The sequence below is a fragment of the Streptomyces sp. NPDC002671 genome (genome assembly GCF_053592475.1).
The window spans coordinates 1-13,550 of sequence record NZ_JBSFVU010000023.1 but is presented as its reverse complement, the minus strand read 5'-3'; the positions used below and the strand labels follow the sequence as shown (position 1 = coordinate 13,550).

10 protein-coding genes are annotated in these 13,550 nt (G+C 68.6%); 4 read left to right on the top strand and 6 right to left on the bottom strand.

The features are described from left to right. The first annotated feature begins 67 nt into the window (after positions 1 to 67). Together ACWD35_RS30590 and ACWD35_RS30585 are read left to right on the top strand one after the other, a co-directional pair. A complete protein-coding gene (locus ACWD35_RS30590) occupies positions 68 to 826 on the top strand; it encodes a hypothetical protein (protein WP_451354568.1) in 759 nt (252 codons plus the stop codon). 116 nt (positions 827 to 942) lie between these two features. Then, positions 943 to 2,517, top strand: a complete 1,575-nt coding sequence (locus tag ACWD35_RS30585) for an alpha/beta fold hydrolase (RefSeq protein WP_451354567.1) — start codon at positions 943 to 945, stop codon at positions 2,515 to 2,517. 252 nt (positions 2,518 to 2,769) lie between these two features. Here the strand turns inward: ACWD35_RS30585 and ACWD35_RS30580 are convergent, their stop codons facing one another. From ACWD35_RS30580 to ACWD35_RS30560, 5 genes are all read right to left on the bottom strand, one after another. Next, positions 2,770 to 3,225, bottom strand: a complete 456-nt coding sequence (locus ACWD35_RS30580; RefSeq protein WP_451354566.1) for a DUF6278 family protein — start codon at positions 3,223 to 3,225, stop codon at positions 2,770 to 2,772. A 15-nt stretch (positions 3,226 to 3,240) separates the two neighbouring features. After that, the gene (locus tag ACWD35_RS30575) at positions 3,241 to 4,020 is read right to left on the bottom strand and encodes an exodeoxyribonuclease III (RefSeq protein WP_451354565.1); all 780 of its coding nucleotides are present in this window, start codon (positions 4,018 to 4,020) and stop codon (positions 3,241 to 3,243) included. A 58-nt stretch (positions 4,021 to 4,078) separates the two neighbouring features. Beyond that, positions 4,079 to 4,714, bottom strand: coding sequence for an MBL fold metallo-hydrolase (locus ACWD35_RS30570; RefSeq protein WP_451354564.1), 636 nt, complete (start codon positions 4,712 to 4,714; stop codon positions 4,079 to 4,081). Between the two features lie 80 nt (positions 4,715 to 4,794). Continuing rightward, complete coding sequence (gene pcaDC / locus ACWD35_RS30565; protein WP_451354563.1) at positions 4,795 to 6,066, bottom strand: bifunctional 3-oxoadipate enol-lactonase/4-carboxymuconolactone decarboxylase PcaDC; 1,272 nt, start codon at positions 6,064 to 6,066, stop codon at positions 4,795 to 4,797. A 32-nt stretch (positions 6,067 to 6,098) separates the two neighbouring features. Next, complete coding sequence (locus tag ACWD35_RS30560; protein WP_451354562.1) at positions 6,099 to 7,199, bottom strand: IS110 family transposase; 1,101 nt, start codon at positions 7,197 to 7,199, stop codon at positions 6,099 to 6,101. 759 nt (positions 7,200 to 7,958) lie between these two features. Between ACWD35_RS30560 and ACWD35_RS30555 the strand changes: the two genes are divergently transcribed. Next, positions 7,959 to 8,963, top strand: coding sequence for a hypothetical protein (locus ACWD35_RS30555; RefSeq protein ID WP_451354561.1), 1,005 nt, complete (start codon positions 7,959 to 7,961; stop codon positions 8,961 to 8,963). 574 nt (positions 8,964 to 9,537) lie between these two features. Next, complete coding sequence (locus ACWD35_RS30550; protein ID WP_451354560.1) at positions 9,538 to 12,804, top strand: type ISP restriction/modification enzyme; 3,267 nt, start codon at positions 9,538 to 9,540, stop codon at positions 12,802 to 12,804. Positions 12,805 to 13,106: 302 nt separating this feature from the next. Here the strand turns inward: ACWD35_RS30550 and ACWD35_RS30545 are convergent. Next, a partial coding sequence (locus ACWD35_RS30545) for a peptidylprolyl isomerase (RefSeq protein WP_451354559.1) occupies positions 13,107 to 13,550 on the bottom strand: 444 nt, incomplete at its 5' end.

Here is a 13,550-nt window from a genome sequence, read left to right as displayed (position 1 = left end):
CTCATACCCGAGTCGGACACCCCTTGGTCGAACGCCCTTGTGGATCGGCCCGCTAGCATGCGCGGTCATGAACGACGACGTGCGCAATATCGTCCTGGGCCTGATAGCCGCCGGCATCAGCGCGGCGCTGGGCTGGCTTGCCCGTACCTATCTGTGGAAGCGGAAACTCCGCCGCAAACAGGCCTTTTTCGGGCTGCCGGAGAACTCCGAGTCCCTGCTGGTCGTCAACCGTGACCCGGCCACCGCGGAAGCGGCCGTACACCGCTTCGACGTCTTCGCGCTGCTGGAGCTGGCCGCACTGATCAAGGACTGCGGTGCGCACGTGCAGATGGTCACCCAGGACTCGGTCCAGCAGGGCTTCGGCGAGCGCACCGAGTTCTGCGTGGGCGGCCCCTCCTCGAACCGGCGGATGCTGGCCCACATGGCGGCGATGCTGCCGGGCGTGCGGGTGAACACCGACCCCGAACCCGGACCGGACCGGAGCGCGTTCCAGATCGGCGCCGACCGCTATCGCATGGACCCGGGCGTGACGGAGTACGTCCTGCTGGCCCGGCTCACCCCCGCGCGCCACGACGACGCGCGGCCCGTGTTCCTGTTCTGCGGGCAGCGGGCGATCACGAACCAGGCCGCGACCCGCTATCTCGCCCGCAACCACGAACGGCTGGCCCGCAAGCACGGCAACGGTTCCTTCGTGCTGCTGCTGAAGGTGGTCAACTCGAAGGCGTACGGCCCGGACGTGGTCGAGCTGGTCGGGGACGTGACGCGCACGGCACAGTCGCCCCTGCCGCATGCGGAGTCCGCCCGTACGTCCCACAGGGCCTCCTGACGTACTTGCACCTCTCAATAATCTTTACCGGCACGTAACTTACCGACGGGTTACTTGCAGTAGCACGCACGGTTACCGTCGGGTCACTTTGCACTGACACGAGTGAGGAGTGACCCATGGGACATGGTCGCACCCGTCGCACCACCTTGCGCACCGCAGCCGTCGGAGCCGTCTCGGCGGCGCTGGTCGCCGGCACCGTCGTCGGTCTGGCGCCCGCCGCACAGGCCGCACCGAGCGTCCGATTCGTGGACATCGCCGGTGACGGCGGCACCGTGCTGAAGGCGAACGTCGTCACGCCCGCGGGCGCCGACAGCTCGCACGCGTACCCGCTCATCGTGCTGCCCACGAGCTGGGGCCTGCCCCAGGTGGAGTATCTCGCCCAGGCACAGCAACTCGCCGACTCCGGCTATGTGGTGCTCACCTACAACGTGCGCGGCTTCTGGCAGTCCGGCGGCGAGATAGAAGTGGCGGGTCCGCCGGACGTCGCGGACGCCTCCAAGGTCATCGACTGGGCCCTCGCGAACACCCCCGCCGATCCACAGCACATCGGCATGGCGGGCGTCTCCTACGGCGCCGGGATCAGCCTGCTCGCCGCCGCCCACGACAAGCGGATCAAGGCGGTCGCCGCGCTCAGCGGCTGGGCGGACCTGGTCGGCTCGATCTACTCCGGCCGCACGCAGCACGTCCAGGCGATGGCCGTGCTGGACGGATCGGCCACGCTCACCGGCCGCGAGAGCCCCGAACTCCGGCAGACCTTCGACGACCTGTACTCCTCCAACCTGTCGAAGGAACAGGAGATGATCGACTGGGGGCGCAAGCGCTCGGCCGCCACCTACGTCGACCAGCTCAACCGGAACGGCGCCGCGGTCATGCTCGCCAATGCCTGGGGCGACACCGTCTTCCCGGCGAACCAGTACGCCGACTTCTACGAGAAACTGACGGTGCCCAAGCGGCTGGAGCTGCGCCCCGGCGACCACGCCACCGCCGAACTGACCGGCCTGTTCGGACTGCCCAACGACGTGTGGACGGACACCGAGCGCTGGTTCGACCACTACCTCAAGGGCGCGGACAACGGCGTCGACCGCGAGCAGCCCGTGCGGCTCAAGTCCCGCAGCGGGGGCGGCTACGAGGGCTACCCGGACTGGAAGTCGGTCGGGGCCACCCGGCGGAAGGTCGACCTCGCGGGCTCGACGACCATCCACGCGAACGTCGACTCGGGCGCGGACGGCGGGATCGTGTTCCTCTCCAGCATCCTGGACCAGGTGGCGCAGCTGCCGCCGGTCGCCTCGCTGCCACTGCTGCCGCGCCTCTGGGCCGCGGTGTGGCAGTCGGAGCGGTACGCGGACGGGCAACTGGTGCGCGGGACCGCGCGGTTGCACACGACGCTCACCCCGACCGCGGAGAGCGGCACCCTCGTCGCCTACCTGTACGACGTGGGCCCGCTCGGTTTCGGCAAGCTGGTGACCCACGCCCCCTATACCTGGCACGGGCGGACGCCGGGCGAGCCGTTCGGCGTGGATCTGGACCTGTTCTCGACGGCGTACGACGTGCCCGCCGGGCACCGGCTCGCGCTGGTGGTCGACACCGTCGACCCGCTCTACATCGAGCACAACCCGTCCGGCGCGCAGCTGACCTTCTCCTCGCCCGCGGACGACCCGTCATACGTGTCGGTCCCGCTGCGCGAGCAGTGATCTCCGGCTGCCGCCGGACGAGCCTGGCCCGTGTGAACTGCCACCCCCCGGCGGCAGCATCCCCTCGCTGAAGGAGGGATGAACGGCCCATCGTAGTCGAGGTTCGATGTGATGAGATTCCCGGTACGCAGCTCTACCCCCCGCTCTCAGCCGTGTCGTGGCTGCCGCAAACTATCCAGAGGCCAGGGGAGTTGACGGGCGACACGCACTTTTCAGGCATAAGCCGTATTTAACAGGCTGGGGTGCGCGGGGTCAGGTCTCGGAGACCTCCGCGTACCACTGGGACAGCTCGGGGACGCCGCTCGACGCCCACTCCCGCCCGGCCGCGACGACCTCGACCTCGCGGCCGGTGGCGAGCCGTACGACGGGCTCGGCGTCGGGGCGGAGCTCCCAGGCGGCGCCGGGTACGGTGCGCACCACGACGGTGCCCAGGTACAGCCCGGCGTCGTTGCCCAGCCAGGGCAGGATCTCCGGGTCGTCGCGCCAGCGCGGCAGCAACTGGTCCAGGGCCTCCAGGGAGCCCGGCGTATCGTCGAGCCGGACGCCCGCCAGGCCGGCCTGGGAGCGGAGCAGTTCGCATTCGGACAGGAGCGCGGCGACTCCCTCGGGGTCGGCGGGGATCTCCCCCACGCTCGAATGCGCTCGCGCGGGGGCACCCCCATCCTCACCGTCCTTCTTGTGCCGATGGCCCGGGAACCACAGATGCATGGACCCAGCGTGACATCACACGTCGAGGTCGACCACCACCGGCGCGTGATCGGACGCACCCTTGCCCTTGCGCTCCTCGCGGTCGACGTAGGCGTCCTTGACGGCCTGGGCGAAGGGCTCGTTGCCGTACACCAGGTCGATGCGCATGCCGCGGTTCTTGGGGAAGCAGAGCTGGCGGTAGTCCCAGTACGTGTACGGGTGGTCGTACTTCAGGGGGCGCGGGACGACGTCGTTCAGGCCGGTCTCGCGCAGGGCGGCGAGGGCGGCGCGCTCGGCGGGGGTGACGTGGGTGAGGCCCTCGAAGGCGGCCACGTCGCAGACGTCGTCGTCGGTCGGCGCCACGTTGTAGTCGCCCAGCACCGCGAACGGGCGGCTGCCGCCCGCGTCGCCGGCGACTGCGGCCTTCAGCGCCTCGAACCACTGGAGCTTGTAGGCGTAGTGCGGGTGGTCCACCTCGCGGCCGTTGGGCACGTACACCGACCAGACGCGGACCGGGCCGCAGGTCGCCGAGAGGGCGCGCGGCTCGGTCGCGCCGTCGTATCCGGGGTCGCCGGGCAGCCCCTTGACGACGTCCTCCAGGCCGACGCGGGAGAGCACCGCCACGCCGTTCCACCGGCCGGTGGCGTGGACCGCCGCCTCGTAGCCCAGCTCGCGCAGCTGTTCGAACGGGAACTGCTCCTCGGCGAGCTTGGCCTCCTGGAGGCAGAGCACGTCGGTGCCGCTGCTCTCCAGCCAGGCCAGCAGCCGCGGGAGGCGGGCGGTGATCGAGTTCACGTTCCAGGTAGCGATGCGCATGCCTCACAAACTACCTGGCGGGTGTGACAACCGGCCCGCCCCCGGCTCACTGGTCAGCTCACAGCTCGGCGGAGCCGCCCGGCACCAGCCGCAGGTGCTCGGCTCCGGCCAGGGCGCCGATCTGGCGGTCGTAGATCGGGCGGGCGAGGTCGGTGAGCAGGGCGTCGTGCACGTCGTAGGCGCGCACCGGCTTCAGCTCGCGCACGTAGTCGATGACCTCGGCGATCTTGCTCCAGGGGGCCATCACCGGGAGCATCAGGGTCTCCACCGGGTGGTCGGGGACCGTGAGGGCGTCGCCGGGGTGGAAGACCTTGCCGCCGTCGATCAGGTAGCCGACGTTCGTGATGCGCGGGATGTCCGGGTGGATGACCGCGTGCAGCTCGCCGTGGACCTGCACGTCGAAGCCCGCGGCGGTGAAGGTGTCGCCGTGGCCGACGGTGTGCACGCGGCCCGGGAAGGCCGCCGAGAGCTGCTCGGCGACCGAGCGCAGGGTCCAGATCTCGGCGGCCGGGTTGGCCTCCAGAGCGGCCCGCAGCCGGCTCTCGTCGAAGTGGTCCGGGTGCTCGTGCGTGACCAGGACGGCGTCCGCGCCGACCGCGGCGTCCTGCTCGCTGAACCCGCCGGGGTCGATGACGAGCGTCCGCCCGCCCTTTTCGAGGCGGACGCAGGCGTGGGACTTCTTGGTGAGCTTCATGGCTCCCCATCCTGCCGCGTGATCCTCACGCGCGCCCTCGCCCCGGCTCACTGCGAGCTCACACCGGGCTCACGCTGGGCTCACTCGGCGGGGGTGGTCTCCTCACGGATGACCTGCTGGGCCACCTTGAACGCGCTGTTGGCCGCAGGCATGCCGCAGTAGACGGCCGTCTGGATCAGCACTTCCTTGATCTCGTTCGGGGTCAGGCCGTTGCGCAGGGCCGCCCGGGTGTGGAAGCCCAGCTCCTCCAGGTGGCCGCCCGCGATCAGCGCGGTGAGGGTGATGCAGCTGCGGGTGCGCCGGTCGAGGCCGGGCCGGTCCCAGATCTCGCCCCAGGCGTACCGGGTCAGGAAGTCCTGGAAGTCCTCGGAGAATTCGTCGGCCTGCGCCAGCGTGTGGTCCACGTGGGCGTCGCCCAGCACCTCGCGGCGGATCTTGAGTCCGGCCTCGTAGCGGTCCGGCAGCCCCAGGGACCGCTCCGGTACGACGGCGGGGGTGAGCTCGGCTACGGGCACGACCTGCGCCGGCACGGGCACGGCCGGGAGGGCGGTCTGGCCGGTGTCGTAGGGCTGCTGCCAGGCGGTGCTGAAGTGGTGGGCGAGGAGGTCGGTGACCGCGGCGGGCTGTTCGACCGGGACCAGGTGGGACGCGCCGGGGACGACCGCGAGCCGCGCGTCCCGTATGCCCGCGACCAGGGTGCGGGCCTCGGCCGGCCCGGTGACCTGGTCCTCGGAGCCGACCAGCACGAGTGTCGGCGCGGCGACCCGGCCCAGCTCGGAGCGGGTGTCGAAACCGGCGAGGGCCTCGCAGGCGGCGATGTAGCAGCCCGGGTCGGTGGTGCGCACCATCTGCACGGCCCAGTCGGTGATCGCGGGCTGCGCGGCGGCGAACCCGCCGGTGAACCAGCGCTCGGGCGAGGTCCGGGCGATCGGGTCGAGCCCGTTGGTCCGGACGACCACCCCGCGCTGGCGGAACTCGTCGGGGGTGCCGAACCGGGGCGAGGCGGCGACCAGCGCGAGCGAGGCGAGCCGCTCCGGGTGACGCAGGGCCAGCTCGACACCGACGGCGCCGCCCAGCGCGCAGCCCGCGTAGCCGAACCGCTGCACGCCGAGCGCGTCCAGCGTGGCCAGCAGCCGGGACGCCAGCTCGGCGACCGAGTCGGCCGGACGGGCGGGGGCGCCGCCGTGACCCGGCAGGTCGAACCGGAAGACCCGCCACTGCTTGGCCAGCTCCGGTACCTGCCGGTCCCACATGTGCCATGTGGTACCCAGTGAGGGACCCAAGATCAGGACCGGAGCGTCTTCTGGCCCGTCAAAGCGGTATTGCAGGGTGTTCGGTGGTGTCTCACTCACGCTCCAGACCCTCTCACGTCTCACGACTGCCCCTATAACGGAGGTGACGACTGCACTGGTCTGACCAGGTGGAAGACCTCCCGGGCCGCGTAGCGCTTGAGGCTTCGGACTATCTCGCGCCGGGTCTTGCCCTCCTTGCTGCGACGCTCGTAGTAGTCCTGGGTGCGCGGGTCGACGCGGAGGCGGGTCTGCACGATCCGGTGCAGGGCCGCGTTCGCTTGCCGGTCGCCGCCCCGGTTGAGGCGACGGTACTGCCGACTGCCCGAGGAACGCTCGACGGGGCTGACCCCGCACAGCGCCGCGAACGACGCCTCACTGCCCAGGCGTTCCGGGTTGTCTCCGATCGTGATCAGCAAAGTGACGGCTGTGTCCGGGCCGATGCCCACTACCTCGAGCAGCTGCGGAGCGTGGCGTTCCACCAACCGAGTCAGGCGGCCTCCCAGGTCCTGGATCTCTTCGCTGAGCTGTCTGATGCGCCGGGCCAGGAGAGCCAGGGTGACGTGGGTGGCGTGGAGCACCGCCCCTTCGTCGGCCTCGTGGTTCAGGCTGTCGTCGACGAGCCCTGCGCAGGTGCGGAAGAGGTCTGCGTTGCCCAGCCCGGCAAGTTCCTCCCTCAGCTGCGGATCAGCACGGATGAGGACAGCCTTGAGCTGGTTGATCGCCTGTGTGCGGGCCTTGACCGCCGAGTCCTTGGCCAGCTTGTACATCCGGGCGATCTCCACCGGCCCGTCGCCCGTCTTGGCCTGAGCGCGTGCCCGTCCGCTCAGCACCGCCCGGGCCGCGTTCTCGGCATCGAGCGGGTCGGACTTGCCGCGCCGGCGGCGGTCGGCCCGGTCGAACCGGTTCACATCGAAAACGTCCACGCCCTGGGCCAGCAGGTAGCGGGACAGGGCCGCCCCGAAGGAACCGGTTCCTTCCACTCCGGCCCGCCGCACCGTACCCGACGCCCTGGCCCACCCCAGCAGGTCCCGGTATCCAGCCGCACTGGCCGGGAACTCCTCGGTGCCGATCACTTCCCCCACCAGGGAGAGCACGGCGGCCACATGGGCATCCCGGTGCGTGTCCACTCCCAGAATCACCTCCCTCGCCGGCCGACGCCGACGAGGACGCGAAGCGGTGGACGTGCCGATCACGCTCGTTCCCTTTCAGGCCGACGGCTTATCGCTAGCCGGCACCGGGCCGTGCGGACGGTCAGAATCGTGATGACGCCTTTCGGCAAGCCCCTATCGAGACACGCCCGGTCAGCCCGAGACCAGCAATGCACCGCCCCCGGTCGGTGGTCGACACAGTGTGAGCAGGACACCCCGGTCAGACATCTCAGGAGTCAGACCCCCGCCGCAGAACAGCACCTGCCTACTGTTCTCCGTCCAACCGGCTTGCAGCCACGTCCGCCTGCTCGTCCGAGCGAATTGACTCGAAGCGCCCGTCGCCGACGAACAGAACTGGCACCATGCCGCCGTCGTACGTCACATCGAGGCGAAGGCAGACCATTGGAACGGCGGGTCAATGAGCGGCAGCTCTCGGTGTTGCAGTGGGTGGGAGCCGGGTGCCCTGCAGAGGTATGGAACACAAGCTCCTACAAGACCACCTGCCAGGCACTCCACAACCGTGGCCTGGTAACGGTCTCCCGGAAAAGCGGGCAGTGGAGCGTCGCCCTGACAAGCGCCGGCCAGCACTACCTGGCACACGGCACGTACCCTTCCCGCGGATCACGCCCGCGGAAGACCCAAGCCGCCGCTCCACGACCTAAGTCCACCAGAGCGCAGGAAACTCCGGCCACCGAGCGGAAGCCAAGCCTTCCATCACAGCCTCGCGTAACGTTCACGGAGCAGCTGCTGCAAGAACTCGCGGAGGCCGGCGGCAAGATCGTCAAGAGCGGCAGCGGTCCTGACTTGGAGAAGTGGCCGTCCCGCGTCGCCGCCGCACGCAGATCCGGACGGATTCCGGAGGCGAAGGAGCTGTACGGAAACTGGTGCCGCGACGGGTACGAGATCAAGCTCATCGACATCCCCGCCTGGCGCCTTGCCCTCCTCGACCCCGTCCACGTGCCCTCGCGGCTCACTCGGCCGCACACCGTGGTCCGGGCCATGCAGAACGAACGCCAGCCGCTCGGCCTGACCAAGCCCGTCCAAGGACGCGCTCTCCGACTCATCCAGGCACTGATCACCGCCGCCGAGGCCGACGGACACACCTGCTCGGCCGGTCAAACCGGCTTCGCACCCCCGTCTCATCGCCGCCGCAGGGCAAATCCCCACTTCACCATCACCGCCCAGGGCCAGACCGTGGGGTTTCTTGTTCTCCAGGAGCAGGACCGGGCCGAACACGTCGCCACCGAGAAGGAACTCGCCGACGCCAAGAAGCACTCCTGGGTCAGGATCCCCCGCTTCGACTACACGCCGTCCGAACGCCTCCGCTTCATCATCAGCGGCGGCCAGCCACACCGAGCGAGCGAATGGGCCGACACCCCCGGCCGTCCCCTTGAAGAGCAGCTCGCCGAGATCGCACAGGAGGTCACGCTGCGCGGCGAAGCCGCCGAACGCAGACGCCGGGACGAGGCCGAAGCGGCACGCCAGAAGCGGATCCGCTGGGAAGCCGCCATGGAACAAGCCCGCATCCGGTACGCGGAGGCGTACCGCGTCAGGCACCTCGAAGCCCAGGAAGCGGCATGGCGCCACGCCACCCGGCTGACCGAGTACGTGAGCGCGGTACGCACACGCGTCGAGGCCATGCCACCGGGGCAGACCAGAACCGAAGCCGAAGCATGGATCAGCTGGGCAGCAGCCACTGTGGAGCGCCTCGACCCACTGAACACACCGCCCCGACTGCCCGACATCCCCAACCCACGGGCCGACGACCTGAAACCCTTCCTCAGGCACTGGAGCCCCTACGGCCCCTGAGCCGCGATAGCGGGCGCGCACCGACTGGGTGGCACTCAGATGATCATCCGTGATCTCAGACAGCACGGCACGGCCTCGTCGCACCCAATGTCGGATGTCGTCGATCGCGCTGAGCGTCGCTGCACGGCCGAGCTCGCGGGTGGCGGCGTGGTCGATCTCCGTTGAGCAGCAGCGGGGACATACCAGGAGCCGCGCAGCCATGATGGCTTCGTTTGACGCACGCACGCTGCCCCCGCGATCGCCCAGCGTGTCTGCAAGATCGCCGTACCGTCCACCGATTGCGCTCCGCACGTTGAGGCACGCCCGGGACGCACTCCCGGCTCACGCTCCAACCGGCCTCCGTACGCGGGGCTTTGGCGGCTTGTCACCAATCAACCTACATCCACTGGTGTTTGCTGCTTGAGATGTCATGGGCATTCTGTATGGGTCTGATCGTCGGCGTGGGTGCAACCTTGGGGGGCCGATGGCAAGAGGGGACGTCTGGGCAGGAAAGGGCACGACCGGATCGGTAGCGGACCTCGTTGCCCAGTTCGGCGAGGAGGTCAGGGCCAAGCTGCAAGGTCCCGCAGGGGCGGTGAGCAGTAAGGAGGACAGCCTGACCGCGCCGGTGGAGCATCTGCTGCGCGGCATGGCCTCGCGGCAACGCCTCAAGCTCATCGTCCACGGTCAGAGTCGCATCAAGGAACTCGGGATCCGGCCCGACTTCGCCATCGCCTGCGGCGGCAGGACCATAGGGCACGTCGAGCTGAAGCAGCCGGGCTCGGGGGCCGATCCGGAGAAGTGGTCGGTGAAGAGCCACGACCGCAAGCAGTGGGAGAAGATCAAGGCACTCCACAATGTGCTGTACACCGACGGATACCAGTGGGCGGTCTACCGTTTCGGCGTACAGGTTGGCCCGACCGGGATCCTGGTGGGAGACCTTGATTCCGGTAGTCGGCAACTCATCGTCGCGGACACCGGGTTCGAGCGGGCCCTCACGCATTTCTTCCTGCCAGCGCCCATCGTCCACGACAGCATCAACGAACTGGTCAAGCGCATCGCGGGAATCTGCGCCCTGCTGCGTGACGAGGTCACCGAGCGTCTGACCCGAGAGGAGCACGGGGAGGCTGACGCTGCGTTCTCGATCCTGGCCGGCAACTGGAAGGACCTGCTCTTTCCCGATGCTCGCCCGGAGGAGTTCGCGGACCAATACAGTCAGACCCTGACGTTTGCCATGCTGCTGGCTCGTCTTGAGCACATTGATCTGGGCAGGCTCACGCTTCCCGAGGTCGCGATTCGACTGGGCAAGCGGCATTCCTTGATGGGCAAGGCGCTGGCGGTGCTGACGGACGACGCCCTCGACGATCTGCGGGGCATCATCGACCCGCTGATCGACGTCTTATCGGCCGTCGACCCCGAGATGTTCAAGGACGAGACCGGAGACGCCTACCTCCACCTGTACGAGGGCTTTCTGGGCGCCTACGACCCGGAACTGCGACGGCGGACGGGTACGTACTACACGGCTGGCGAGGTCGTCCGCTTCATGGTCGGCTTCACCGACGAGGTGCTGCGTGACCGGCTCGGCCAGGAGGACGGCTACGGAAGCGAGGACGTCACCGTCGTCGATCCGGCCATGGGCACCGGGACCTTCCTCATCAACATCATCGACCACGTCGCCAAGTCCCTGTCACTGAAGTATGGCAGCACGCTCAAGTCCGGGCTTCTCCGGGAGCTCTCGGGCCGGCTGGTCGGGCTGGAGAAACAGACCGGGCCGTACGCCGTTGCCGAACTCCGTGTGCACCACGCCTTCCGGTCCCACGACGCCGACATCACGCGCCGCCCGCCGAGACTTCTGGTGGCCGACACACTCGACGATCCCGCCGTCGAGCACCACCTGGGCTTCATGTACGAGGCGATCGCCCGCCACCGCCGAATGGCGAACAAGATCAAGGCGGACGAGAAGGTCATGGTGGTCATCGGCAATCCGCCCTACCTGCGAGGTGCGAGACAGTCGGGCGTCGGACGCTGGATCACCGAGGGCAACCCGAACGGCCAGGGCCCGATCCTCGCCCGCTTCCACCCAGAGGACAACGGACGCGTCGGATACGCCCTCGACAACCTCTACGTCTACTTCTGGGCCTGGTCCACCTGGAAGGTCTTCGACCAGCTGACCGCCTCGGGAGCGCCGAAGGCCCCCAGCGGGATCGTCGCCCTCATCACCAACTCCGGATACCTGGACAGCGAGGGATCGGCCGGCATGCGCCACTACCTGCGCGAGGCCGCCGACGAGGGCTGGGTCATCGGTCTCTCCCCCGAGGGCGCCTACTCGGACACGCGCACCCGGGTCTTCCAGGATGTTAAGCGGGAGATCTGCATCGCCGTCTTCGTCCGCCATGGCGCCCCGGACGCGGGTACACCGGCGCGGGTCTGGCGACTTGACGTCCCCGCGGGCACACGCGAGGAGAAATTCAACTGGCTGGAAGGGCTTGGCCTCGACGGTCATCGCGACGGGACCTCCTGGCAACTATGCCCCACACAGTGGACCGCGCCTTTTCACGTCCCGTCCGACTCCGAGTGGTCGGCCATGCCACCGGTGGACGCCCTGCTGCCCTGGACGAGCTCCGGCAACAAGAACAACCGCAGCTGGCCCGTCTCACCCAGCCGCGACGTCCTGGAGAGCCGGTGGCGCAGACTCGTCCAAGCCCCAGCGGAGGACAAGGCCGCACTGCTGAAAACAACCAGAGACCGCCGTCCGGACAAGCCGGAACCGCCACTGCCCGGCCAGCAGGAAAGGGACAGCCTTGCCGCAGAGAAGGAGACGTTGCCGGTCACTGTTCCCTACGGCCGGATGACCTTCGACAGGCAGTACATCATCGCGGACAGACGAGTGATCGACTTTCCCCGACCGGCCTTGTGGTTCGCCCACAACGACCAGCGTCAGATCTACCTGTCCGAACTCCACACGGAATCAGGCCGTCCGGGGCCGGCGGTGAGTTTCACTGCCCTGCTGCCCGACATGCACCACTTCAAAGGCACCGAAGGCGGCCGCGTCGCCCCTCTCTATCGCCACCCTCACCAGGCTGAACCAAACGTCACCCCTGGCCTGCTGCGTCTCCTCACCAAGACGCACGGCGTGACGGTCACCGCTGAGGACCTCTTCGCGTACATCGCGGGAACAGCCGGCCACAGCGGCTACACCCGCCGCTTCGCCGCAAACCTCGCCGAGCGCGGTGTCCGTATCCCCGTAACACGCGACCCGGCTCTATGGGCGGAGCTCGTGGAAGTGGGCCGACGCACGGTGTGGATCCACACGTACGGCCAGCGCTTCGCCTCCCACCACGACAGTTCACCTGGCTCGTCCCCGAGGCTTCCCCCGGAGGAACAACCGGAATGCGTCGTCGTGATCGGAGAGGACGACGGGTTACCTGCGGACATCTCCTACGACGCGTCCACGCGAACCCTCACGGTGGGCACGGGCTGCATACGTCCGGTGGCGCCGGAAGTGTGGGACTATCGGATCGGCGGGGTGCAGGTGATCCGCAAGTGGTTCAGCTTCCGCAAGCGCAAGCCAGACGTGGAACGACAGACCCCGTTGAACGACATCCTGCCCCCGACCTGGCCTGCCCGGTGGACCGTTGACCTGCTTGACCTCATCAACGCGCTCGGGCTCCTCATAGCCCTCGAACCCCGACAGGCCAGGCTGCTGGACGCAGTGACCAGCGGCCCGCTCATCAGCACCGACGACCTACGGGGCGAGGGCATCCTGCCCGTACCTGCCTACGCAACCAAGGAACCGAAACCGCCGCGGAAGTCTCGACGCGCCCCCGGCCCTGGTCAGGAGAGCCTCGACTTCTCGGACTGACACCCGTCCGGCCTCAGTGCCTGACGCCCGCAACATCAACGGAATATTCGCACGACGACGCCCCGCCGCAGCAAGCCAGCGGGGCGTCGTTGTATCAGGTCCCCGTCTACGCAGGACCCCCGCCGGAGCGATCCGACGGGAATCCTCACCTGTCACTAGCGATCACACGCCCCTATAACGGAGGCTCGGTGGATACCGTCCTGACCAGGTTGAAGACCTCGCCGGCGGCATATCGTTTGAGGCGTCAGATCACCGTGAGACCAGGCACGTAGCTGGACCCATGGTGATCGCGCCGCAGTTCATCAGGGCCGGCAGGACGGCCGGACGCTGAGCAGTTCGGTCCGCAGCACGGGCGTGCCATCGACAGGCGCCGGGTCCTGACTAGTTGGCTCAATACCGCCAGCAGCGATCTTGTCGAGCGTCTTCAGGCCGGCGGCACCGACTGTGCCGAACACCGTGTAGTTCGGTCGCAGCGCGGAGTCGCCGTAGACGACGAAGAACTGCGAACCGTTCGTGTTCGGCCCGGCGTTGGCCATCGCCAGCAAACCGCGCCCGTAAAGGCGACGGACGCCGGTCGGATCGCTCGGTGCCGGCGGCAGGTCCACCGGAAGCTCGTCCTTGTACTCGTACCCCGGCCCACCCTCGCCAGTTCCGGTCGGGTCGCCACACTGCAGGACCTTCAGCGTCGGATACGCCGTCAGCCGATGGCACACCGTACGGTCGTAGAACCGGTGCCGCGCCAGGTG